Source organism: Kitasatospora sp. NPDC049258 (assembly GCF_040678895.1).
GTDB lineage: Bacteria > Actinomycetota > Actinomycetes > Streptomycetales > Streptomycetaceae > Kitasatospora.
Map to the genome: position 1 here is coordinate 24,146 of NZ_JBFAQT010000027.1, position 23,285 is coordinate 47,430.

Annotated in this window: 17 protein-coding genes and 2 pseudogenes; 5 read left to right on the plus strand and 14 right to left on the minus strand. The window is 69.8% G+C overall.

All coding sequences use genetic code 11. The features are described 5' to 3' along the window. Window positions 1-30: 30 nt before the first annotated feature. The 11 genes from AB0K43_RS22080 to AB0K43_RS22130 form a co-directional block, all read right to left on the minus strand. Entirely contained in the window at window positions 31-1,155 is a 1,125-nt protein-coding gene (locus AB0K43_RS22080; protein ID WP_363642274.1) for a lanthionine synthetase C family protein, read from the minus strand. A 53-nt stretch (window positions 1,156-1,208) separates the two neighbouring features. Next, window positions 1,209-4,223: a lantibiotic dehydratase gene (locus AB0K43_RS22085; RefSeq protein ID WP_363642276.1), complete on the minus strand. Its 3,015-nt coding sequence runs from the start codon at window positions 4,221-4,223 to the stop codon at window positions 1,209-1,211. Between the two features lie 77 nt (window positions 4,224-4,300). Beyond that, window positions 4,301-4,471, minus strand: coding sequence for an FxLD family lanthipeptide (locus AB0K43_RS22090; RefSeq protein WP_363642278.1), 171 nt, complete (start codon window positions 4,469-4,471; stop codon window positions 4,301-4,303). 78 nt (window positions 4,472-4,549) lie between these two features. Then, complete coding sequence (locus tag AB0K43_RS22095; RefSeq protein ID WP_363642280.1) at window positions 4,550-4,744, minus strand: hypothetical protein; 195 nt, start codon at window positions 4,742-4,744, stop codon at window positions 4,550-4,552. A gap of 303 nt (window positions 4,745-5,047) precedes the next feature. Continuing rightward, window positions 5,048-6,391 carry a helix-turn-helix transcriptional regulator gene (locus tag AB0K43_RS22100; protein WP_363642282.1) on the minus strand — a complete coding sequence of 448 codons (1,344 nt, stop codon included), beginning with the start codon at window positions 6,389-6,391 and terminating at the stop codon, window positions 5,048-5,050. Window positions 6,392-6,771: 380 nt separating this feature from the next. After that, window positions 6,772-8,850, minus strand: coding sequence for a hypothetical protein (locus tag AB0K43_RS22105; protein ID WP_363642284.1), 2,079 nt, complete (start codon window positions 8,848-8,850; stop codon window positions 6,772-6,774). Window positions 8,851-9,138: 288 nt separating this feature from the next. Beyond that, window positions 9,139-11,349: a hypothetical protein gene (locus tag AB0K43_RS22110; protein ID WP_363642286.1), complete on the minus strand. Its 2,211-nt coding sequence runs from the start codon at window positions 11,347-11,349 to the stop codon at window positions 9,139-9,141. Window positions 11,350-11,463: 114 nt separating this feature from the next. Continuing rightward, complete coding sequence (locus tag AB0K43_RS22115) at window positions 11,464-11,988, minus strand: hypothetical protein (RefSeq protein ID WP_363642288.1); 525 nt, start codon at window positions 11,986-11,988, stop codon at window positions 11,464-11,466. Continuing rightward, window positions 11,985-12,479, minus strand: a complete 495-nt coding sequence (locus AB0K43_RS22120) for a hypothetical protein (protein ID WP_363642290.1) — start codon at window positions 12,477-12,479, stop codon at window positions 11,985-11,987. The genes AB0K43_RS22115 and AB0K43_RS22120 overlap by 4 nt, the downstream gene beginning before the upstream one ends. Before the next feature lie 100 nt (window positions 12,480-12,579). Then, window positions 12,580-12,714, minus strand: a complete 135-nt coding sequence (locus tag AB0K43_RS22125; RefSeq protein WP_363642292.1) for a hypothetical protein — start codon at window positions 12,712-12,714, stop codon at window positions 12,580-12,582. A 760-nt stretch (window positions 12,715-13,474) separates the two neighbouring features. Then, window positions 13,475-13,753, minus strand: coding sequence for a hypothetical protein (locus tag AB0K43_RS22130; protein WP_363642294.1), 279 nt, complete (start codon window positions 13,751-13,753; stop codon window positions 13,475-13,477). 242 nt (window positions 13,754-13,995) lie between these two features. On the opposite strand from AB0K43_RS22130, the gene AB0K43_RS22135 reads away from it, so the two are divergent. The 3 genes from AB0K43_RS22135 to AB0K43_RS22145 all read left to right on the plus strand — a co-directional run bounded on the left by AB0K43_RS22135 (window position 13,996) and on the right by AB0K43_RS22145 (window position 17,860). Next, the gene (locus AB0K43_RS22135; RefSeq protein ID WP_363642295.1) at window positions 13,996-14,763 is read left to right on the plus strand and encodes a GntR family transcriptional regulator; all 768 of its coding nucleotides are present in this window, start codon (window positions 13,996-13,998) and stop codon (window positions 14,761-14,763) included. Between the two features lie 11 nt (window positions 14,764-14,774). Then, window positions 14,775-15,938 carry an alanine racemase gene (locus tag AB0K43_RS22140; protein WP_363642296.1) on the plus strand — a complete coding sequence of 388 codons (1,164 nt, stop codon included), beginning with the start codon at window positions 14,775-14,777 and terminating at the stop codon, window positions 15,936-15,938. 569 nt (window positions 15,939-16,507) lie between these two features. Next, window positions 16,508-17,860, plus strand: coding sequence for a hypothetical protein (locus tag AB0K43_RS22145; RefSeq protein ID WP_363642298.1), 1,353 nt, complete (start codon window positions 16,508-16,510; stop codon window positions 17,858-17,860). A 257-nt stretch (window positions 17,861-18,117) separates the two neighbouring features. Here AB0K43_RS22145 and AB0K43_RS22150 read toward each other — a convergent pair. Next, a pseudogene (locus AB0K43_RS22150) lies at window positions 18,118-18,886 on the minus strand (transposase). 111 nt (window positions 18,887-18,997) lie between these two features. Here AB0K43_RS22150 and AB0K43_RS22155 point away from each other — a divergent pair. Further along, the gene (locus tag AB0K43_RS22155; protein ID WP_363642300.1) at window positions 18,998-19,393 is read left to right on the plus strand and encodes a hypothetical protein; all 396 of its coding nucleotides are present in this window, start codon (window positions 18,998-19,000) and stop codon (window positions 19,391-19,393) included. Between the two features lie 239 nt (window positions 19,394-19,632). Here AB0K43_RS22155 and AB0K43_RS22160 read toward each other — a convergent pair. Beyond that, window positions 19,633-20,070 (minus strand): annotated as a pseudogene (locus tag AB0K43_RS22160) (hypothetical protein); the annotation flags it as partial. 825 nt (window positions 20,071-20,895) lie between these two features. Here AB0K43_RS22160 and AB0K43_RS22165 point away from each other — a divergent pair. Beyond that, the gene (locus AB0K43_RS22165) at window positions 20,896-21,141 is read left to right on the plus strand and encodes a hypothetical protein (protein ID WP_363642302.1); all 246 of its coding nucleotides are present in this window, start codon (window positions 20,896-20,898) and stop codon (window positions 21,139-21,141) included. 60 nt (window positions 21,142-21,201) lie between these two features. On the opposite strand, the gene ligA is transcribed toward AB0K43_RS22165, so the two are convergent. Continuing rightward, on the minus strand, window positions 21,202-23,253 hold the full coding sequence (ligA, locus tag AB0K43_RS22170) for an NAD-dependent DNA ligase LigA (protein WP_363642304.1): 2,052 nt from the start codon (window positions 23,251-23,253) through the stop codon (window positions 21,202-21,204). Window positions 23,254-23,285: the final 32 nt, after the last annotated feature.

A 23,285-nucleotide genomic window follows, 5' to 3' on the forward strand; every position in this document is an offset into this window, starting at 1 on the left:
GGGTTTCCTTCCGTAGTGGGGCGGGTCGCGTCAGCCGGCCAGAAGCAGGCAGACGTCCCAACGAGAGGGTTGCGGGGTGGTTACAAGGGTGCTGTGTCGGGCGAGTCGGAGTCCGGCCGTGCCTTCGAGCAGGCCGGCGCCGGGCAGTTGGTCGCTGCCGCGCAGGTAGCGGTCCATCAGGGATCGAAGTCTGGGTAGCTGGCGGGTGAGCCGGTCGTCCCGCGCGTCGGCGGCGGCCCGCCAGGTGGTCTGCAGGAGCCCGGCCCAGCCATGGCACAGCGTTGCGTCGGTGAGGTCGAACAGCTGGGCCGGGTCGCCGATACACCCGGCAAGGGCATCTTCGGCGATCTGCTGGCGGGCCGTGTCATCGAGGGCGATGCCTGCGAGTTGCTGGGCACGAGTGATCCCGGGCGTGCCGTAGCACCAGGACGGCCGCTGAGGTCCGCGCTGTCGAACGGTGCCGGTCTGCCATTCGGGGAGGGAAAGCATGCTCGGCCACCACGCCCGCGTCCCGGTGCCTTGTCGGCGCTGGTCCAGCCAGGTGCAGATCCGGGCGATGGTGTCGTCCTGGCCTGGGACGACTATGCCGTGGTTTGTCGCGGTCGACAGGAGCGCCAGTGGGCCGCTGATGCCGTGGGCCAGGCCGAGGTTGGCGTGTCCGCCTGGCCAGTGCCGGGTGGGCAGGTCGGCGGGACCGTTGGCACACCACCAGCCAGGCCGCACTCCACCGTCGACCGAGACCGGGTTGGTGAGGCGGACCAGGTAGGCCAAAATGTCCCGCATCAGAGCCGTGTCGCCATGCCGGGTGAGCTGGTAGGCCCCCAAGCCGGTCAGCCCGCTGATCAGGTCCCATTCCCGCAGCTGGGGCAGCTGCCCTGTATCGATACGGGAATGGGCATTGTCCAAACGGGTGCGGGTGATCGCATCGACATGCCGGTCGAGAGCCGCGAGGGCACGCATGTAGGACGGGTTCTGGGCCGTGTTGAGAACGAAGGCCACCGCCGGGGCGCCACGAAACAGGCCGTCGTCGGGTAACGCCGTCACCGGCCGGCGGGTCATCGTGGCCGCCCATACATGTGCACTCGCCCAGGTGCCAACACCGGAGCGAGCGTACTCGATCTGCTCCAGTGCGATGCCGGGGGCTCCGTTGGCCAAGGCCTGACCCCAGCCCAGCTCCGGCTCGACCGATGGCGGCTGCTGAGCCCGGCTCACCGCTGGCCTGCCGTCGCGGCCTGACGAGCGCGGGCGGCCTGCCGAGCCAGGTGACGGCAGACCCTCTCGCCGTCGGGGTCGAAGCCGATAGCACGGTTGTGGTGCATGTGCAGGAGCGACTCCAACACAGTGTCCGTATCGGGGCTGTCGGACAGCGCCTGTCGGTAGGCGGCAAGGGCCCTGCCACGGTCCTGCCAGGCTGCGGCGATCTCGCCAGCCCAGCCGGGCAGCTGGGTGTGCGAGCGGAGGCGGACAAGCGGGATCACCTGATCGGCGACCGCTCGATCGGCGACGGCCGGCGCGACGGGTCGGACAGCCAGCCAGCTGGTGGCGTTGGCCGGTCCGAGGAAGGCGTCGGTGATGTGCAGCATGTTGAGCGCGACCAAGGCGCTCGGGTGGATGATGTCCGGCGAAAGGCGTCGCAGTTGAGCCACGACCAGACGAGAGTCGGCGGCGAAGACTTCCTCGGCGGCGTCCAAGGCCTGGCCGGTGCCGTAACGGCCGGTCTCCGGTGTGTACGTGTCGAAGGCCAGGTCGCTCGCCAGGCCGCCGTTCCGCAGCTGCTGCGCCCATTGTCCGACCGCTTCTGCGTACTCGCTGTACCTGCCGTTCGTGATGCGTAGCCGTAGCCGGAGATGGTCGCTCTCGTTCTGGCTGCGGTAGCGGATGAACCAGCATGGCGGCTGGTCGAGGTAGTTGAGGAGACCGGGCAGATGGTCGGTGACGATCTCGGTGAATCGCTCCGGGTGGGTGGGGACCTTCGCGTTCAGCCAGCGGCCGGTCGGAAGGCCTGGCAGGGCGCCGTGGGTGCGAGTGTCGATCCGGGGAAGCGGCCAGGCGAGCGGCGCTTCGGCACCCCGGCCGATGCGGGCCAGAGGTACGGCGACCTCATGCGCGTGTCCGTCCAGCCAGCCGGAGTCCGCAGGGCTGCTGGTCTCGGTGAGGATCGCCTGCCCGGTCTGGTGGACGTGGGCATACAGGATGGCGATGTGCAGGGGCTCGTCCAGGGTGAGCCGCAGGGTGCGGTCGTCGTCGCGCAGTTCCACCACCGCAGGGCAGTTCCAGCGGCGGCGCCAAGTCGCCAGGTCCGGCAGGTCGACTGCGGAGAGGAGCCAGCGGGCCGGCGTGAGGACGGTGCGGTTGTAACGGACGCTGGGCAGGTAGGGCAGGTGCCGGGTGTGCGGACCCCAATCAAAGCCGGTCCAGGACGGGGAGAACGCCCGGGTGAGGTGGGCGAGGAACCGGGCGATCGGCGGAGTCTGCTTGTCCAAGGCCAACGCGTGGAACACCTGAGGCTCCACGATGCGGCGCCGCGACATGCTGACCAGGTGGAGGCGGTCGCGGGTCGCGGTGACGGCGAGGTCGTCAACCGTGATCGCATCCGTCGCCTCCCCAGCGGGCCGGTGTTCACCGAGTGTGATGACGTGCGGCAGGTACGCCGGGATACGGATGACATTCTCGGAGTGCGGGTACAGCGGAGGGAACGACAACTGTGCGGGCAGCGCTCCCTCGAAGAGGGTCGGCACCGCCCTGTACACCTCGGCGAGGCCGTCACCGGTGGCGGCGATGGAGAACCGTGAGGTCAGCGTCCCGGCCGCGCGGGCCGGAGCCACTGTAAGCCGGTAGTCTCCGGTTCCCAGTGCCTCTGGGCTGGTGGCATGGACGCGGGCGGAGATCTCGACGTGGGGCGCGACGTGCCGGAAGTCGAAACGCCGATTGCCGGCCAGCGCATCGACGGTCTCGTCGGTGAGAGCGATCTCCTGGTCGCCGTCGGCGAGCGTCTGCCAGGCCAGTGCGAGCAGCCGCTCGTCGCGCTCGTTGGGGCCGCGGGCGGGAGGGGGCATGGTGCTGCCGGGGTACTCGGCCGGGTAGCCGAGCCCGGTGGCCGGGTCGAGTAGTTCCGTGAGCGGGACCAGTGCGCCGGTGCTGTAGCGCTCCCAGAAGGCCGAGTGGTAGTCCCGCCAGACGGCGTCGCCGGTCGGCAGGCGGGTAAGCCTGAGGAGGACATCGGCGGCCCGCTCCAGGTCTTCCGCAAGGCTGACGGGGAGCCGGGCGTCGCAGTCGAGGACCAGGTCAAGGGCCAGTGGCGTGCGTCCAGCTCCGGCAAGCTGCCGCATTCGGCGCCGGATCGCCTCGCGCTCGACCGCCAGATCGGTGCCCGGGGCGGCATGGTTGTGCTGGCCCAGATCGGTGTGGATCGCCGCCAGTTCGCTCACGGTCGGAACGGTGGTCGGAAGAGTTGCCGCGCCGGCTTGGTGGAGCCGGTCGAGGACATGTGCGAGTGGGTCGGTGACGGTCAGTGGAGCGCGGAGCGCGGTGATCAGGAATCCCTGCCGAACGAGTTCGGTCAGCAGACCGGTGACTTTGCTACGGTCCACGACGGTGGCCTGGGCGATCTTGTCGGTCAGGCTGGAGAAGAGCACCGGGGTGGCTGAGGCCTCCTGCACGAGGAGGATCACGCTGGTGAGCCGGATGCTCACGCGGTTCGGACCGCCCAGGGCGATCTGGAGTCGACCGCCGCGCTGGGCAGCGAGGCTGTTGAACACCACGTCGAGGCGGTCCAGCAGACCAGGGTCGGTCTCCAGGGCGTCGATGACGGCAGCCAGCCACTCGGTGTCGACACGGGCGACGGGCCGATGTGCGGTGCCCCATCGTACTTCCGGGGCCCCCGCCCTGGTGGAAGCATGAGCGACGCCGGCGAACAGGCCGAACGGGGTCGGGCGTCCGGTGGCCCGAAGGAGGTAGCGGGCGGCGGAGACGGCGGCCCGGCGAACTCGCTGGGGCTTCACCGGCTTGCCGGCCGCGATGACGTCGATGCGCTCGGCGAGGCTGGTGCTGGCCGCACGGATCGTGTCGGCGAAACCCGCGTCGGACCAGACCTCGCCTAGCCAGGCACGGCACGAGGAGAGGTCGGCCGGGTCCGGCCACCAGCTCGGGGCGCTGGTCAGCGGGGCGGTGGCGGCCCGCAGCAGGGCCTGGCCAGAGTGCTGGTAGAGCGAGCGGGTGTTCATCCGTTCCTCCGCTGTTGGGGCTGGACGGCGGCGCTGGGGCCGGGGTGAAGTCCCCGGCCCCAGACTGGTGTTGTGGATCAGACGGCGCTGGCGCAGGACGACGCGCAGGTTGCCGCGCAGCCGTCCGAGGTCCCGCACGCCTTCGGCATGCGTCCGCCACCGAATTCGGTGGTGATCGTCACGTCGAGCTCGAACGGGTCGACGTCCGGCACATCCGCGGCCGGTGCGATCGAGATGGCGTTGACCACTTCGGTTCTCCTTCTGCTGTCGGTGCAGGGTTGGTGCCACCTCCCCGACGTCGAGGAGGAGTTGAGGGTGAGCCGGGCTCAGGCTTCGACGAGGGCCAGCGATTCGGCATCCGCAGCCGTGGCTGTGGCGACGGGCTGGTGACGCTGCTGCTGGTTGACGAGCACGCCGAGCAGCCCGAGCACGATGAGGTGGCCGGACACCACCAGCGCTTTCAGCGCGGCTTCGACCGGATCTCGGTGCTGGCCCCGATGCCGGCCGGTTGCTGTGGTCACCTGACTCTCCCTTCCGGTCCGGGCGCCCCACGAGAGGCGCCGCTGCGGCTTGGCCGGTTGGCCCGGAGGAGCGGGGGCTTGTGTTCTCCTCCGAGGCGGCTCGGAGACCACACTGTTGCCTCGACGCGACGCAGATCAGCAGCCAGGTTGCGGGCCCGCAACCCAAGTGCGCCATGGTCTGGACCATGCGCGGTCAGGGCGGTGCTGACCAGGTGCTCCTCGCCTAGGGGCGGGATCGAACGAGAAGAAAGCAGGCTGAGCAGACCTCTCGGTCGGCCCAGCCCCAGTCCGGCTTACCCAAGGTCAGACTGGGCTGCCGGCAGTTGCGAGAGCTGAGCGGGTGTCGACCAGGTGCTCGCCCAGGCTTCGCGTCACGGCCGCTTTTGCAGGCCTCAGCCTGCGGTGGAGGTCACCGACGCGCCGCAGGGTCTCGTGGTGCTGGATATGGGCGACCAGGTCGAGGGCGGCGTGCCCGTCCTGACAGGAGGCGTCGACGTGCCCCGCACCGGCATGGGCCTCGGCGCGGGCGATGTAGGCGGTACAGCGGTGCCGCAGCATCTCCGGTGGCAGCCGGTCAAGCGCCTCGTCCAGGGACGGCAGTGCCTCCTCGTACTTGCCCAGCCTTAGCAGATTGCTGCCTTCGTAGGCGGATGCCTTGGATTCGTCGAACCAAGCGATCCCGCTCCACCGCTCGTCGTCCATCGGTCCGAGCAGCACGGTGCGGGACTCGTCCAGCGAGGAGCGGAAGCCGTACTCGTCGCCTGTCGAGGAGTACATCTCGGAGGCGACCGCGTATGTCCAGGCTTTCATCCGTGCGGAGCCTCCGCCCTCGGCGGCGTCCACTGCGGCGAGCGCGTAATCCAGGCCGCCCTCGGGATCGCCGCCGTATGAGGTGCGGAATGCCCGGCCACCCAGGAGCAGAGCGCACAGCTCAGGGCTCCGGATCTCCCTGGCGATCCGGTATCCGAGATCACTGTAGGCGTCGGCCTGTTCCTGGTCGGCGATGTCGAGAGACAGCAGGATTGCGGCGAGCGCAGCCATCTCGGCCATGTGCGTCAGAAGCGAGTCACGCAGCAGGGCGGGCTGCTCCTTCGGCCGTAGCCGGGTGACCAGCTCGATCTGGTGGTGAGCAACCGACACCAGGCTGGCGGCGGGGAAGCTCTTGTAGGACCGACGGTAGGACGCACCGATCGACCGCAGCTCGTCCACCATCGCCTTGTCGACGGCGTTTCCGGGCCGACTGGCTTGGGCCTGGGCGTCGGGCGAGAGACCAGCGATGGCAGCTGTCAGGCCGGCGAGCGAACCGAGGGTGAAACTACGTCGAAGCACAGTCTCTGAGCTTTCCGCATCGGGCGCCGGCGCGCGAGGTGGAGGCGGGAACGCCGCCTGAGATCTGCCTGACTGTGTTACCACAACCGCGCCGGGGTATCGAACATCGAAGGCCAATACGTGATCGACTGTCAGTCCAAGTACCCGGGCGAGCTGTTCCGCCATGCTGACGCTGTCCAGCGAGATGACTCCGCGCTCAACCTGCCCGATCCACGACTCGGAGCGTCCCACCTCGGCCCCGAGCCGTCCCTGATGCAAGCCCCTGCGTCGCCTCCCCTTCTCGATGCGCTGACCAATGACCTTGTCGATCTCCCTCACTGGACGCACCTCGAGATCGGGATCACACCGCTGCTCGCGCCAACCGCACTTGGGAGGGACCGATCTCTTTGCCGGAAGGGGCTCGCAGCCCCTAAGCGCAGAGCCTGAAACCGAAGAACCGCTGTCAACATCCAGGTAGTGGCGGCGCCTCCGTCGGCCTGGTCGGGGAGGGCCGAGACCTGGTCGCGGTCGATCCCAACCGAGCACGAGGCAGGGTGGACTGGGATGGCGTTCACAATGCTGTGTACCTCTTGTCAGTGCTGGAAATGGATGGTGCTCGGGAACTGGCATCGCAGGATTGGGGTGGTGGGCCGCACAGCAGTGCAAGGCAGGATCTGCAGCACCGACCTGTGCCCGAGGCCGAGGCCACTCCGCCTCGTTCACGTGGATCGAACGGCACGGGGCTTGGCAAGGTGCGGCTCACGACTTTCGATCGCATCGCGCACCCGCTGGACGGTGGAGCGCGATGTGGCCTGGTTGGCCAAGCCGCGGGCCATGAGCGCGGCGTGGATCTGGGAGGCCGTAGGGCGAGTGTCCAGATCGTCGTACAGCGGGCGGGCAACCGCCTGGCGGAGCAGGCTGAGCGCCTCGGCACTCATGGTTTCGATGTCGTGAGCGGGCACGGTCCAGCCCTGAGCGGGCGGCAGGCTCGGGGGAGCGTTGCTCGCCCCGCCACCTGGGGTGATCTCTCGAGCGGGTGAGCGTTGACCGTGAGAGTTCTGCGCGGGGAGCAGGACGTCGTGAGCGTCGGAAAAAGGCGGGCCGCTTTGCGACGGGAGCGGCGCCGAGTCGTGGTGAGCGTTCGCGGGCGCGTCGGTGGGCGTAGCCTGCTCTCCGCCCCTTGCGGCCTTCCTGTCGTGGGTGTCGCTGGCGTGGTCCATGAGCGCATGGACGCGCCAGATGACCACCGGGACGACCATGGCGAGCGGGACCGCGATGCCCCACTGGACCCGCCACCCCCCGTCACCGTCCGGCTCGACGCCGAGCAGGTGGAGGTCGCACAAGATCGCGGCGACCTGGCACAGCAGCATGACGCCGAGCGCGGTGAGCGTTTCCTGATAGACCTTGCTGCGGGTGGCGGCTAGCACCCAGGCGTCAACGCACACGGCGAGCAGCCAGGCAAGTATCTCGTCGGCGCCGGCCATCATGGCGAGCTGGTGCTCGCGCTGCGCGGTGAAGAGGATCCCGGCACACAGCACGGTGGTGCGCAGGAACGCGGGGAGCTGCGCCTGGCTCAGCCGCCAGGCCCTGCGGATCCGGCTCTGGCGGCGGGCGGCCTCCGCGACCTCTCGCCGGGCCCGCTCGGCTTGCAACGCCGACACCTGAGCGTCGGCCGCGCCGACCTGCTCCCAGACCTCGGCGGCCCGTGCCTCGGCCTCTGCGAGGATCCGCTGCGCTTCGTGGGTGGCTGCGTTGACGGTACGTTCGGCCTCGGCCTCGGCATCGCCCCGAGCAGTCGTGGCAAGCCGAGCCTGCTCCGCGACGAGCGCCTCGGCCTCCCCGCGCAGCCTGCGAGCCTCCTCCTGGGCATCCTCGCGGATGCAGTCGGCGTCGGTACGGGCCGTCTCCTCCAGCCGTTCACGCAGGACTTCGGCCTCGCGGCGGGTATCGGAGGCCTGCTGTTCGGCCTTCTCCAGGATCTCCTTGGCCCGGTCGGCGGCGACAGCGCGGATGGTCTCGGCGTCCTCGGCGGCCTGTGCGCGGGCCACGTCCGCGCGGATCACTGCGTCGCGGCACGCCTGGTCGGCGCGTACGCGGCGCTCGGCGAGCTCGTTCTCCGCCGTGGTCTGGTAGCGGCCCACCCGGGTGCGGGTGCGCTCCAACTGCTCGGTGGTGTAGAGGAGTTCTTCGGTGACGGCCGCAAGGTCGGCGTCGGCAGCGCGACGGGCCGTCCGCGCCGCCGCCTGGGCGGCGGTGATCAGCTGCTCGGCCTGCTCGGAGGTGTCGCCGATGATCCTCTCGGCGAGTCTCTCTGCGTCCGCGATGATCCCGCCGGCGCGGCTGGCGGCGTCCTCCAGGAGCCGGTCTGCGTCGGCCTGGGCCTGGTCGGTGGCCCGGCCGTGCAGTGCGGCGGTGTCCTCCAGGGCTTGGGCGAGCGCGGCGTCGGCGAGGATCCGGGTGGCCTGGTCTTCGGCCGTGCGGGTCAGGCTGGCGGCCTCGTCGCCGGCAGCACAGTGCAGCCTCTCGCTGTCGCCCTGGATCTTGGCGGCGCGCTGCTGAGCATCCCGGATGAGGTGGTCGGCGTCGGAGTCCGTGCGGGCGTGAAGGGTGCCAGCGATGTCCTCCGCCGGGGCGAGATTGTCGGCCGCGCGGTCTCGGGCGTCGGCCCGGAGGGGGTCGGCCGCGGGGCGGCCCGGCGGGGACGGCTGCTCGGCCTGGGCGATGGTCGACGGCCTGGCCGGGGCGGGCTTTCGGGATGCTGCAGGGCGCTGGTTGGACGTCGTCCTGGTCGTGCTCATCGGGCGGTCTCCTTCTGCCGATTGGTGACACTGGGTAGCGGCCTGGAGGTGGTGTTGATGTGGTCGGACCGCCAAGTTGTGAGACGGTCCTGGAGAATGTCCAGGGGCCTTTTGGGCGTTGGGAGGGGGCGCTCGGATCTCATCCGTTCAATCCGTCGCCGCAGCTAGTGATCAGTCCGGTGATCCGTCGCCGATCTGTCTGCGATCCGTATCGCGCCGGCCCCAGGACAGATCGGCGACGGATCACCGGACGGATTGCCGCCAGCCTGGATCGGTGACGCTTAGTGGTCATTCGAGGAAGTCGGTAATGGTCTTCTCGACGTCCGCCAGCCAGAACCCGGATGGCGGGTTGCCCTTGTCGAGATCGGTCCGCCGGACCGTCCTGAGGGACTCGATGGCCGCCTTCTTGAGGTCCCGGGTGATCTTCTTGGCGCCTTCACGGCGGCGGTACGCGGGCTCCCGGTCGTCCCACTGGCACCACGCGGGGTCGGTGGTTGCGAGGTGCTCCAGGACCTGATCGGTGAGCAGGAACTCGGGGTCGGCTGCTCGTTCGAACGCTGCCCTGATCGCCACCAGGATGGGTGGCAGGCCGTCCTCGTCGGAGCCGGTCCCGATGGTGGCCGGGTCGAGGGCGATCAGGCCTGCGGCCAAACGTTCCTCGGCGCGCTTCTTGGCGACGTCGGCCGTCATGAAGCTGGCCTTGCGGAGGATCGGATCAGTCAGCCCCGGGGCGAGGATGTAGAAGCAGCCGGCGTCCGCAAGGTCCCACTCACCGGGGGAGGGGGTTAGCCGGTGCGGCATCCACCCCTCGGAGATTGCGGTGTCCGATCCCACGACCAGTGGCACGTCGGCCTTGCGGGAGGGCAGCAGGATCCGGATACCGAAGACGTCGGCGACGGCATCGCCCACGACGTCGGCGGTGGCATCCTGCGAGGCCAGGACCACGGTGATGCGGGCCTTGCGGCCGATCCGCATCAGCTGGATGACCTTGTCCTTTTGCTTGGCCGTCAGTTGCGGGTGCTCATCCACGAAGACGAACATCGCGGGCGAGGCCTCACTCACCTGCCAGTTGTCGACATCGTCGTCCATCAACTGCGCTCGGGCCTTGGCATAGCGGATCGCGTCGTTCAGCGCCCGGTCGATGTCCTTCGGGGTGTAGGCCTTACGACCGGCGAGGCGCCGCAGCGGGCCGAAGCCGCGGCCGGTGGGGTCGATGTCCCAGGCGATGGCGTCGGTGCAGGCGGTAATGTGGTCGACCAGGTTGCGGATGATTGCGGACTTGCCGCCGCCGGGGACCGCGATCACCAGGATGTTCTGCCCGGCGAGGGTGATCTCGGTCGGGGTGGAGTCCATCGACGGTCCGAGCACCATCGGCTGCCTGATGCTGCGCGAACGCGGGGCGAGGACGGGGTGGGTCGGCGGCGGGTCGAACGGGTCACCGGTGACGACGCGCAGGACCACGGATCCGGCGGCGGACTTCTGCGGCTGGGCCATCACGCCGCCCTGACGCACGCCGAGCAGCACGTCCAGGTTCGCCAGCTTCGCGACCAGGTCGCCCGGTTTGCCCTTGGTGAGGTGGGCCACGGTACGCCAGCCCCACCGCTCGGCGGTGACGCCGGACACCGATCCGACTGCCAGGCCCTCGGCGGCCAGTGCGCGCAGGACGCACGCGCCGGCCATCGTGGGGTCGGCCGCGGTGCGGATCGGGAACGGCTTGCCAGTGTCGCCCGGGAACAACTCCTGGTTGTCGCCGTCGGTGTCGGCCCCGGTCGGCAGAGGCTCCGTGGTGAGCAGTTCGGCGGGTGCATCGAGTTCCGGCAGCAGCAGATCCTGGGGAACGGGGCGGTGGGTCAGGCGCGGCGGGTGCCCGCCGGTCCACCAGGCGAGCCCGACGCCGGCCAGCAGGCCGACCAGCCCGACCTGCGGCTGGTGGATGACGAGCAGCACCGTCGCGGTCGCGGCGCCGAGCAACGCGGTGCCCCGGCGCAGCCGGCCAACGCTGCGCGCCCGGGCGATCTGCTTCCCAGTGGGCTGCCGGGCGCGAAATTCCACCTTGGTCATGTCGCGAAGGGTCTTCTCGAGGCGCCGCGCTGTTTCCCGGGTGAGCGTCAGGTCGCTGCGTTGCGTCTGGGTGAGGCCGCCGTCGGCGGCTTGCTCCTCCAGGCGCACGACCTTCTTGGTTGCCTTGGCGAAGGCGTGGGCGAGTTCGTCGCGGCGCTCGGTGTGGCCTTCCAGTTGGACGGCGACGATACGGCGGCGGATTTCCTCGCCGGACTGATCGGCCGTCGATCCCCAGTGACCGGCCCACTGGCCGAGCAGGCGGGCGCCGTCGCCCGTGCGCCGGGCCTGGGTCCTGGCCCGGGCAGTCACGGGGTTCGGATTCCTCTCGTCGGTCTCGTTCGGCCCTGCATTCTCGTCGGGCGGGGTGGTCCTCTGGTGGGATACGGCGGCGCTCTCGGGGGGCGAGGCGGAGGGGGCGGTCTCGGCTTCGATGCTCAACAGGGCCTCCAGGCTCCAGTAGCGGGTTGGTGATGCCGGTCCGGGGTGGCGGTCCCGGACCGGCCACGACCCCGAGCAGGGCGGGCGATCGGATGCGACCGTCACGGGCCGGAGTCAGCCGATGATCAAGGCCCCGAGCCAGTTGGACAGCGGCACGCCAGTGAACGCGGCGACGCCGCCCAGGGAGATGGACAGGCCCCAGGTGGCGCCGGAGAACGCGCCGGAGATCATCAGGGCGCGCTCGCCCATGTTCTTGGCGAACCAGCAGAATGCGACGGCTAGGCCGAACAGGATCAGTGCGATCCAGGAGCCCGAGAACGTCAGCTGTCCGTGCTGGGCTACGGCGACGGCACCTTCGCCGCCGACCATGCCCTTGCTGGCCAGCGCCCCGCTCTGGTTGCCGGTGCCGGTGGTGAAGCCCGACACCAGGCCGAGCAGGCCGCCCGTGCAGGCGGAGGCCAGGACCATCACGCCCAGGCCCCAGACGTAGGGGACCAGGTACTTCTTCCTCTTCAGCGCGGTGAACTTCCGCTTGTGCTTGAAGAAGAGGAACGCCCAGGTGCCGATGAACACCGCGAACCCGATCGCGGATCCGGCGCGGGTGACGGTGTGGGTGATCTCGATGCCGGTCAGGCTCACTGGAATACCCCCGTGATGATGGCGGACAGCAGCGCGAGGGCCCAGGCACGGGCCGGCGCGTAGGAAAGGGTGCCGATCACGACCGACCAGGACGCCAGCCGCACGAGCGGGCGCAGGACGCGAATGCCCCGCACCCAGCGGCCGACGACCGGTACCCCAGCGAGCGTCATCAGCCCCAGGCACAAGCCCGGGTCGGCAACATCGGCGGCCGGGGTGAACGACATCGAGCAGCTTTTGACGACGCCGCTCCACAGCCAGGCCGGCCCCGCCAGTGAGATGCCGACGGCAGCCGCGTTCGGCCAGGCCTGCACCGCACGCTTGAGGCGGGCGGTCGCGTGGCGCACACGCGGCCAGTCGATCAGATGGTCCGCGTCATCGGCCTTGAGAGGGATCGCGGCGTCCAATCGGGCCTGGCGCAGCTCCTGCGCCAGCTCCGTCAGGCCGTCCCCGCCGTTCGCCGGGGCGGGTCTGATCCAGAAGTCGTCCAGCACCTCGGGTTGCTCCGCGGCTGTGGGGTCGTACAGGGGGCGCCGGGGGACCTCGGGCGTGACGGCCACTCGGTCACCCTTTCCGCAGGTCGGGGCAGCAGCGTCATTCATCGTGGTCCTCCGATCGGTCGCGGTCGAGCGGGATGAGGTAGGTCTTGGCGCCTATCGCCAACAGCAGCCAGAACGACGTGGCCGCACTGGTGGCGAAGAAGGAGAAGAACATCTGGTCGAGCGTCATGTGCGCGGCCTTTCGGACGGGCGACGGGCAGAACAACGGGCTGGCGCTCCGGGCCGACGGCCTCGGCACCCTGAGCTCACGGTGCGGTGGTCCGGGCGAGACGCGGCCTGGCCGCGACCGTTGAACGGGAGAGATGTGGAGGAATCGCCTGCGCAGGGAACCTGGCTAGCGGTGAGCCCTATGAGGGCCAAGTACGACCCTCGCACCTCCTGGCAGGCACATGCCAGGAGTGTCTTGAGAGGTAGGCGACGAGAGGCGTCTTCCGAACGGCGGTAGGAGGTAAGGGAAGATGGGTGCTACTCGCCGGCCTTCTCTGCCTGAGCTCTGGCGAATGCCTCACGCGCCTGGCGGAGCTGCTCATCCTGCTGCTGACGCTGCGCCTCGTCGGGCGTCACGGCACACCCATCCGAGTGCGGCCTACCGAAAGTGCAGCGGAGATGATCAGGACCGATCTCCAGCGTCCTGCTGGAGCTGCCGGAGGCGCTCGGCCTCTTGGTGGGCCGCCTCTGCGGCTCGAGCGGCGTCAGCGGCGGACCGCATGTTGGCCTCGGTCTGCCGGTGAAGCTCGGCAATCCCGCTCTTGACGGCGTTCACCGGCGTGCCTCCTGGCCTGCCTCGTCCCTGCGGGCGTTCCATGCGGCGGCCGCAGCCTGGCAGGTCCCCCGGATCTGCTCGGGGGTCTGGGTGTGGATGGCTTGGTGCAGGGCTTGGGCCCGATTCGCGATCTCTCGCGTCTGCTCCGGGGTCTGCTGTGCCATCGTCAGCACCTCGCCAGCTGATGGGCGGCGCGGGTGGCGACGACCTGGTGGGCGAGCCAGGGCAGGTAACTCCGCGAGGTGGAGCCGTAGGGTGCGAGGCGCTCGGCGAGCTCCTGGATCTTGGCGGTGATCACGATTGCGATGCCCTTGCCGGTCGCCGGCTCGGTGACCGCCGGGTCCCGCGCGGCGAGCGGGTGGACAAGGCCCTCATGCTGACCCGGCAGGAAGGGTCGGCGCTTTCCAGCGGGGTGGGTGGCCGTAGGCCTGTGGCGATCGGTCATGCTGGACATAGCGGATCAACTCCTCATTGCGTTGAGGTGCTGGTTTGTAGTGGCTCCAGGCGTGTGCAAGACGCCTGGAGCCATGCTCTTGCCCGGGGGCTGATGCCATCTTGAGCAAGATGCCAAACGTTTGGCATCTCCAATATGGCCAGGGTCGCCCTCGAAGTCAAGCAATGCCAAACGTTTGGCATCTCGGCTATGGTGGACCGCAACGTCGCGATCACCCAAAGAAGGAGGACCTGGTGCATCTGCCGCAGAAGACGGGCTATCGAGAGATTGCCGCCCTGATCCGCAAGGAGATCGTCGCGGGCGCCTACCCGCCGGCCAGCCTGCTGCCGTCCGAGTCCGAGCTCGCGCAGAAGTACGGCGCGTCCCGCAGCCTGGCCAACCGCGCCCTCGGCCTGCTCGCCGCCGAGGGCCTGGTGCGGCCTCAGCAGGGCCGGGGCACCATCGTGACCTGGTTGCCCCCCATGATCCACTCGTCCGCTCGGTACTCGCAGGCAGTACGTGAGCGCGATGGAGCCCTCGGTGCTTTCGACAGCGAGGTGAAGGCACTTGGGCTGGTTCCGCAGCACGAGATCACCGTCGAGCGAGCCGAACCGCCGGTAGAGATCGCGGACGCGTTCGGGCTCGCTCGCGGCGAGACCAATTGCGTGGTGCGCCGCCGCCGACTTCGGGCCAGTGGTATTCCCGTCCGTGTCAGCGCCAGCTGGTTCCCGCTGGACATCGCCCGCGACACGGTGCTGGAGGAGCCGTCGGCCGTCATCAAAGGCGGTGTGAAGAGCGCTCTGGCCGAGCTCGGCTACCCCCAGGCGAGCGTCCGGGAGCGAATCATTCCCAGCCGGAACCCCAGCGAGGCCGAGGCGGCGCTGCTCGAGATCAGCCAGGAGCGGTCGATCACGGACATCGTCCACATCGGCCTCATGGAGGACGGCCGGGTCGTCGAGGTGACCACCACGGTCACCCCCGCCCACTACCTGGTCATCGAGCACGACTTCCCGCTCACCTGAAAAGGAATCACGTGATCAACGAGACTGTCGCCGCCCATGCCGTGTCCCTGGCCACGGAAGGGCGGCTGCCCGCCTTCATCTATGACCTGCACGCCCTGCGGACGCATGCCGCCGCCATCAGGGAGGCGCTCACCCCGCGCACCCCGGAGATCTTCTACGCGGCCAAGGCCAACCCCGACGCGCCCATCCTACGAACCCTCGCCCCCTTCGTGGACGGCATCGAGGTGGCGTCCGGTGGCGAACTCCAACACGTTCGCAGCATCCTCCCCAACGCGCGCCTCGCGTTCGGCGGCCCGGGTAAGACGGACCAGGAGCTCAGCCTGGCCATGGAGGCCGGCGTGGAGCGCATCCATGTGGAAAGTCCCCACGAACTGACCCGACTCGCCCGGCTGGCACAGGTGGCCGACCGGGATGTCGACATCATGCTCCGCATCAATCTCGCCGGCGAGCGATCCGGTGCTGCGCTAGCGATGACGGGGCCGTTCGGAATGGATCCCGAACTCATCGAGGAATGCCGCAACATCCTGGCCTCCGCACCACAGTTGAGGCTCCGCGGGATCCACGCGCACCTCGCTTCCGGCCTGAACGCGGACGCGATGGTTCGCCAGTCCACCGAGATCCTCGCGTGGGCCCGTCCGTGGCTCGCCGAAGCAGGAGTGACCGGCGCCCCCGAGTTCAACCTCGGCGGCGGCATGGCCGTCGACTACGCCGACCCGCGGAACGTCTTCGACTGGGCGAGCTACGGCAAGCAGATCGCCGCCCTGGCCGCCCCGGGCGAAGTGCTGCGCATCGAGCCCGGACGGGCCGTCAGCGTGTACGCCGGCTGGTACGTCACACAGGTCCTGGACGTGAAGAAGGCCCACGGCCAGTGGTACGCCGTCCTGCGGGGCGGGACCATGCAGCTGCGCACACCGGTCACGAAGCAGCACAACCAGCCCAGCGTCATCCTGCCCATGCCGGACGCCACGAGCCGGTCCGTGGAAGGCGAACCGGTGACCTTCGTGGGCCAGCTGTGCACTCCCAAGGACGTCTTCGCGCGCGCGGTGCCGACCACCCGTGTCCAGGTGGGAGACATCGTCGCCTTCGCGATGACGGGAGCCTACGGGTGGAACATCTCGCACCACGACTTCCTGATGCACCCGAAGCCCGACTTCGTCTATCTCGACGAGAACTGACGTCCCGAGCTCAGCATCGCGCTAGGCGGAGACTCGAGACCCGGTCGGCCACCGAGACCGGACTGTCAGGCCCAGCGGGCCTGACGCAAGGCCATGTTCCGGCTGCAACCCCCGGTGGTGCGCGCTCCGGCACTCGATCCTGAAATACGAAAGCGGCCCCTGAATCCGCCAAAGATCCGGGCCGCTCTCGTCAAGCAGACAACCTATTGAGCTGTTGTCGGTCCGACGGTACCAGCTGCACCCCGCAGGGCACGAGACGCACCGCCCTCGCCGCCCGGCACGGGGATTCGCGTGATCCCGACGATCCGGCGGCAGCGGGAAGTGAGCACCCCGTTGAGTACGGCCGCACTGCGGCTCGCCGGCGTCACTCCGGCCGCCGCCGCTCCGCCCTGCCCGAGCGCGATCGCCCGCCCGGGAACCTGTGTTGTGCATCGCGCCACCCAGGGTCACAGGGATTCAGGAGCTGCAGCTACACCCGGTACGACACAGCAGACCCAAATCGCCCACCCCTCGACCGCCGTCGTCACCAAGACCCTCCTCGGAGCCCCTGCCGGCCCGGGAGCGGCCCCGTGAGCCTCGAGCCGATGGTATGGGCGCTCAGCGGTGACGCGCCGGTCGCCGACGTCAACGAGTACGCCGTCCTCGGATGCATGGCCGAGACCGCCGACCGCGACGGCTGCGGCACCTGGCAGTCGAAGGAGACCATCGCCAACCGCGTCAAGGTCTCCGAGGAGACAGTGAAGCGGTGTTGGCGAAACCTGCTGCGCCGCGGGCTGATCGCCAAGGGCGACCAGTCGCTCGTCAGGCATTACCGCGCCGACCGACGTCCCGTGGTCTACGACCTGCTGATCCCCTACGACTGGTTCAGCAACATCGAGCGGACGAACGCCGAACGGGCCCGCGTCGGCCGCGAGCCGCTCACCCCCGACAACCGTCCACCGATCGCGCTACCGCAACCCCGGAAGGAACGGACGGACAAAGGCACCTCCCGGCCGAAGCCAAAGCCCGCCGACCAGGACGAGCCGAAGCCGGGGAACTCACAGACCCCCCGATACCGGACCTCCGAATCACCCCACGGGGGAACTGCAAGTCATTGGCGGGGGAACTCCAAGTCGCCCACGGGGGAACTTGCAGACCCCCAAACCAGTACCTCCAACCCAACTACTGAACCGGCAGCTTCTCCCGTCCGTCCATCCATCCCTGAACCTGACAGGCGAAAAATGCAAGCTGCCGACTCCCGGACGAACGACACCAAGGCCGAGCAGTCGACGGTCCGGGAGACCGACGCAGCGGCCGGGCGGGCCAAGACGCGCGCGATCGCACCGGTCGCGTCGGCCGGCGCGATGCTGCTCCTGGAAATCGGGGCCGCCCATCCAGAACTCGCGGTATCCGGAAAGGCGCTGACCGACCAGGGCGCAGCTCTGGACAGGCGGCTCGCCACCGGCTGGACTCCAAGGCACCTGCGTACTGCCATCACCGCGAACCCGAAGAACGAGGCCATCCGTAACGCGGCTGCGGTCCTCGCCTACCGGATCTCCAGTCTCCCTGAGGCTCCAGGCGCCATGCCAGGAGACACTGCCACACCCGCTGCTCCAGCAGTGGGGATACCACGACCGAGGAGTGTCCAGCAGGAGATTCAGAACCGCTCCCAGCACGAGTGCCAAGGCCGGGGCGGGCTCTGCGGACGCCAGGTGCCGGTCAGAGGAGCACTGTGCTCCGCCTGCCGCAGGCCGTGCTCAGCAGCCTGCGGGCGTGGCCCGGCGGAACCATCCCGCCTGGACGCTCTCTGCCGAGAGTGCGTCGAGGACGAGGCCAGCGCTGTTCTTCCCCGGTGTGTGGTCGGCTGCGGCCGACCTGCAGTGCGCGGCGATGGCCGCTGTCCGTACTGTCACCAGGGGCCCCAGTCCGATGTAGTGAAGTAGTCGAGAGGCTTTAGCGAGTCCCTAGAAGTACCGCTTGGCACGGCGCCGAGTGGGGCACACATGAGGACACTGTCAGCACTTGGCCTTCGCGCTGCAGGGCGTGGACCTGTGGCCCTGTTGTAGCGGGGATGCCGCCCAGGACCCCGGTGGCGGTTGCGTCGGGTGGGGTGACCATGGCGTCGAGTACCTAAGGGTCGTCCCATAATTGATCTCCGGTGGATCGGGGCTGGGTGATCCGCCTCCAGGGTTGGCTTCGCCTACGCGGCCGGGAGGAGGTTGTGGAGGCGGGCGATGCCGAGCATGGCGTGGTCGACGCCGTCGCCCCTTGAGGCGGCAGTCGCGGAGGATCTTCCAGGTCTTCATCCGGGCGAAGACATGCTCGACGCGGGCGCGGACCTGCTTGTGCTCACGGTTGTGCTCGGCCTGCCACTTGATGAGCTCGCCGCCGCGTGGCCTTCGCTGCGGGATGACCAGGCCGTCGCCCGGATAGCCGCCGTCGGCGATGGTCGTCGTCCGGCCGACGGCGGCCTTCGCGCCGGACTCCTCCCGGGCCTTACAGTCGTTACGGTTGCCCGGCATGGGCTTGCCGGCCACGACGACCAGTCGGGTGTGGGTGTCGATGACGACCTGGTGGTTGGCGGAGTACCGGTATTTCTTCGACTGCGCGGCGATCGTGTGGTCGCGGGTGGGGACCAGGGTGCCGTTGACGATCAGCACAGTGCCCTTGCGGAACCTGCGCCGCGGGTTGAGCGCGAGTAGGGGCCCGACGTGGTCGATGATCCGACCGGCCGCCGATTTGGACACCCCGAACAGCGGAGCGAGCTGCCGTAGCGTCAGGTTCGTACGCCAGTAGGCGGCGACCAGCAGGACCCGGTCCTCCAACGGCAAGCTCCACGGGCGGCCTCGCCGTACCGTGTCGGCGCCCTCGCGGCGGAGCATCGTGATCAGCTTCTGGAAGTCGCGCGGGCCCAGCCCGGTGAACGGGGATATCCAGGACGGCTCCGACGCCGTGATCACACCAGCCATCACAAGATCGTTCCACAATGCCCCGGCGCAACATCGTGATCTTCTGGCTCCCTCGCCCTGGCCGCGCCGAATCCTGTGGCGACGCCCCCGCTCGGTCTCTACAGTCACTGCATGGCCACCGAAGACGAGCCCCCGCACCGGCCCGACATCGCCGCGATGCTCACCGACCAGACCAGCGCCTGCAAGCCGGCACGTGAGGCCATCGCCGCCGGCGCCGACGTGAAGATCTGGGACAGGGAGGTGCCCCAGTGGATGGTCGCCGGTATCGCCGCAACAAGGTTGAAGCGGTCCTTGGCCCGTGGCCTGCAAGAGATCATCGGCCTCGACGAGACCGTTGAGATCCTTGCACGGCACCGCGGTGAGCAACTGCGCGCAGGGATCATCGACTCAGCGGACCGGCTCTGGTCCTTCACTCTGTACTTCGACGCCACCGGCAGCGAACTCTTGGCGTGCAGCGGCGTCAAGCGCCCTCGGCGGCACAGCGCGAAGGACTCATTCGAGTTCTGAGCTGATCTGCATCCGACCCCTGTCCGTCAGCCGCTACCTGCAGCATGTCAGCTTCGAAGAATGGGCCGAGGCGGCAGGCGTTCTGGCGACATCTCAACTGCGGTCAGGCGTTACGGGACAAGCCTTAGGCCAGCCACCACGGACGACCGAGGGCGTGGGCGACAGCGGCGATGACCAGAACCAGGCCGGGTGAGGACGATGCCGCGCGCGCCGAGAACGGCCGGGAGCTGCTCAAGCAGTCAGCCGGCACCCGGTCTTAACTCGGTCGCGGCGGTAGCACCGTCGGCCAGGATGGCTTGGGATTCCAGGGGGATAGCCGCGCCGAAGACGGTAGCGAGCGTGCCCCATTGGCAGCTCATGGCAAGGGTCGACGGGGTAGCACTGGACGGCGGGGAGAGGAGGTCGGTCGCGGCGCCCGCCGGGAGGGTGGCGATCGCGCCGACCTGCCAGATGTGGGGGTTCATGGCGAGGCCGACCATCTGGGCGGCGATCAGGCCGGCGAGCAGGTCGCGTTCGGAGTCGCTCAGGCTGTGCGAGACGGCGGCCAGGACCAGCTGGGAGGGCAGCTCCTGCAGTGGTTGTGGGGCGGCGGGTTCCTGGGTGGCGGTGAGGATGATGGACCGCGGGATCTCGGCCGGGACGGGCTCCTCCCACTGATGGAGAGTCGCCTCGACGAACGCGCGTCCGCGCCGGGGGAGGGCTGCGCGGCGGCGGCCACGGCGGCGCCGAAGGAATCCGGGGGCTGCATGGCCGCTTTCAGCAGCCCGGCCCTGCCGCGGAAGTAGCGGTTCACCGGACCCGGGTCCACGCCGGCGTCCTGGGCGGCCGACCGTAGTCGCGGGTGGCGAAGGCTCTTCGGGCTGCGGTGACGATCCTGAGGACCTCCCTTGCCGTTCCCGCGAGTTTCATCATACGATGAAACTAGTTTCAACGGGTGAGGAAATTAGGATCGAGTGCCATGCCGCACGTGCAAGGACGAGTGGATGCCGGCGCGGGGCGCAGGTGGGGTGCGGCGGCCGCCGGGCGGTCGCGACGCCGGTGCGGCCCGGATGGTCAGCGGACCGTCGATGATCAGGGTGGCCAGGCCGTGCTCGGTGGGCCAGGCCGGGAACTCGGCGTTCTCGCGGCGCTCGGGTGCGACCACGCCGGTGGCCGTGAGTTCGTCGAGCAGTTCGCCGAGGATGTGGAACGAGCGGTACTCGTAGACGTCCGCGCCGCCCCGCGACCACCCGGGTCCGCCGCAGGATGTCGGCCCGGGGGTCGGGCAGCACTTGCAGCGAGCTGAGCGCCTCCTCTGTGGCCGCCGTGTCGCCGGTACCACTGACGTTCGCTCAGGCCGCCGGCGCCGCCGTCCTCAATCCGCTCCTGGCCTCATGAGCGCCGAATGTCCCAGGACATACGAGCCGAGAACAACCGATCGATCCACAGACCGGCCGCGCCACCGGCCCGAAGGCATTCGCTCCACGTCACGTCCATCACGTCCACCGAATCGAGTTTCCGTCATGTCCGACGTCCGTCTGATCTGCGCCATGGTGCCCGTGTTGCTGCTGCTGGCCTCGGCGGTGGGTACCTGGTGGGTGCTGCGTCAGGAGCGCCGCCGGCCGTCGTCGTACGCCCGCCACGGGGTGCCGGTGCATCTGGGGGATGCGCCGTCGCAGGAGCAGTGGCGGCAGATGTCCGCGAACGCCCGAAAGGCGGCCGACACTGCGGTGTCGGGCCCCGCCGAGTCCGCGCGCGGCAGGGAATGAACCCGTGCGCACAGCGGGTGGCCCGGCGCGTACGGCAGCGCCGGGCCCGGTCCGCCTGCGTCAGGGGGCGAGCTGCTCCGCGACCAGTTCGGCGAAGGCGTCCGGGGTGAGGATGCGGATGCCGAGTTCTTCGGCCTTGGCCCGCTTGGAGCCGGCCTTCTCGCCCGCGACCAGGAGGGTGGTCTTCTTGGAGACCGAGGAGGAGGCCTTGCCGCCGGCCCGTTCGATCAGTTCGTTGACCTCGTTGCGGGACAGGCCGTCCAGCGGGCCGCCGGCCATGCTGCCGGTGACCACGACGCTCTCGCCGGTCAGCGGGCCCTGGGGGCCGCCGTCCTGTGCGTCGGGGGCAGCGACCAGGGTGGGCTCGGTGACGGCGGTGCCGACGTTCTGCGCGGTCAGCTTGTCGAGGACCGGGGCCAGGTCGGCCAGTTCGGCGACGACTACCTTGGCCTTCTCCACGCCGATGCCGGCGACTCCCGCCAGCGCGTCGGCGTCGGCCGCGCGGATGGCGGTCATCGAGCCGAAGTGGGCGGCGATCCGGCGGGACATGGTGCGGCCGGTGCCGCGGATGCCGAGTGCGCAGAAGACCCGGTTCAGCGGGGCGTTGCGGGCGGTCTCGATGGCGGCGAGGAGGTTGTCGGTGCTGGTCTCGCCCATCCGCTCCAGCCCGAGGAGCTGTTCGCGGGTGAGGGCGAACAGGTCGGCGACGTCCGCGACCAGGCCGGCGTCGACCAGTTGCACGGCGCGGGTGCCGCCCAGCCCCTCGATGTCCAGCTGGTCGCGGCCGACCGCGTAGCGGATCGAGGCGACGGCCTGGCAGCTGCGGCCGCGCGAGCAGCGCCAGCGCTGCTCCGAGGTGTCGATCGGGTCGCCGCAGCGCGGGCAGACCTCGGGGAAGACGATCGGCGTCTCGTCCCCGGTGCGCTGGTCGACCAGCGGGGCTTCCACCCGGGGGATCACGTCGCAGGCCCGGTAGACGAAGACCTGGTCGCCGAGCAGCAGGCCGCGGCGGGTGATGTCGGCCGGGTTGTGCAGGGTGGCGTAGGTGATCGTGACGCCGTCGATGACCACCGGCTCCAGCACGGCCCGGGGCGCGATGATGCCCGTCCGCCCGACGTTCCACTCGACGCCGAGGAGGCGGGTCACCTTGTGCTCGGCGGCGAGCTTGCGGGCCACCGCCCAGCGCGGGGCGCGCGAGCCGGAGCCCGCCTGCTGCTGGTCGGCGACGGTGTCGGCCTTGATCACGACGCCGTCGATGCCGAACGGCAGGGCCGAGCGCAGGGCGGTGATCTCGTCCACCCGCTGCTGGACCTCCGCCACGGTGGCGCAGCGCACCGGGTGGGCCGCCGTGGTGGCGGCGGTGTGGGCGCCGAGCTCGGCGAGGCGGGCGAGCAGGGCGGTGTGGCCGAGGTCGTCGAGGCCGATGGCGCCGTAGGCGAAGAAGGTGAGTTCGACCCGGTAGGGGCGGTCCTTGGCCCGGAGCGTACCGGCGGCGCCGCTGCGGGGGTGGGCGAAGGGGGTGGCGCCGTGGGCGGTGCGGACTTCGTTGGCGTGGTCGAACTGGTCCTGGGTGAGCAGGACTTCGCCGCGCAGCTCCAGGTCGAGGGGTTCGGCGAGCCGGGCGGGCAGGCCGAGGACGGCGTCGGCGGAGTGGGTGATGTCCTCGCCGGCGAGGCCGTCGCCGCGGGTGAGGATCTGGACCAGGGAGCCGGCCCGGTAGCGGGCGGCGACGGCGAGGCCGTCGAGCTTGGGCTCGACGCACCAGCCGTCGACCGGGTGGCCGAGGCGGCGCTCCAGCCCGGCGGCCCAGGTTTCGAGCTCCTCGGCGGAGAAGACGTTGTCCAGGCTGAGCATGGGGACGCTGTGCGGGACGTCGCCGGTGGCGGCGCCGCCGGCGACCTTGCCGGTGGGGGAGTCGGGGAGCACCTCGTCCGGGTGTGCGGCCTCGTACGCCTCGATGCCGCGCACCAGGGCGTCGTACTCGTCGTCGCCGAGCGGCGTGGACCCGTCGGCGTAGTAGGCCGCTGCCGCCTGGACGGCGGTGGCGACGGCGTCGGCGTATGCGGCGGGGGAGGCCGGCGCGGGGGAGGCCGGAGAGGCAGCTTCGGTCATGGGTCCATCATCGCGACCAGCACTGACATCTG

Excerpts from the sequence above, each read along its gene's own strand:
- AB0K43_RS22085 (WP_363642276.1), bottom strand. The coding sequence starts at position 4,223 with ATGAACACCCGCTCGCTCTACCAGCACTCTGGCCAGGCCCTGCTGCGG.
- AB0K43_RS22105 (WP_363642284.1), bottom strand. The coding sequence starts at position 8,850 with ATGAGCACGACCAGGACGACGTCCAACCAGCGCCCTGCAGCATCCCGA.
- AB0K43_RS22125 (WP_363642292.1), bottom strand. The coding sequence starts at position 12,714 with ATGACGCTCGACCAGATGTTCTTCTCCTTCTTCGCCACCAGTGCGGCC.
- AB0K43_RS22130 (WP_363642294.1), bottom strand. The coding sequence starts at position 13,753 with ATGACCGATCGCCACAGGCCTACGGCCACCCACCCCGCTGGAAAGCGC.
- AB0K43_RS22155 (WP_363642300.1), top strand. The coding sequence starts at position 18,998 with ATGGCCACCGAAGACGAGCCCCCGCACCGGCCCGACATCGCCGCGATG.
- AB0K43_RS22165 (WP_363642302.1), top strand. The coding sequence starts at position 20,896 with ATGTCCGACGTCCGTCTGATCTGCGCCATGGTGCCCGTGTTGCTGCTG.
- ligA (WP_363642304.1), bottom strand. The coding sequence starts at position 23,253 with ATGACCGAAGCTGCCTCTCCGGCCTCCCCCGCGCCGGCCTCCCCCGCC.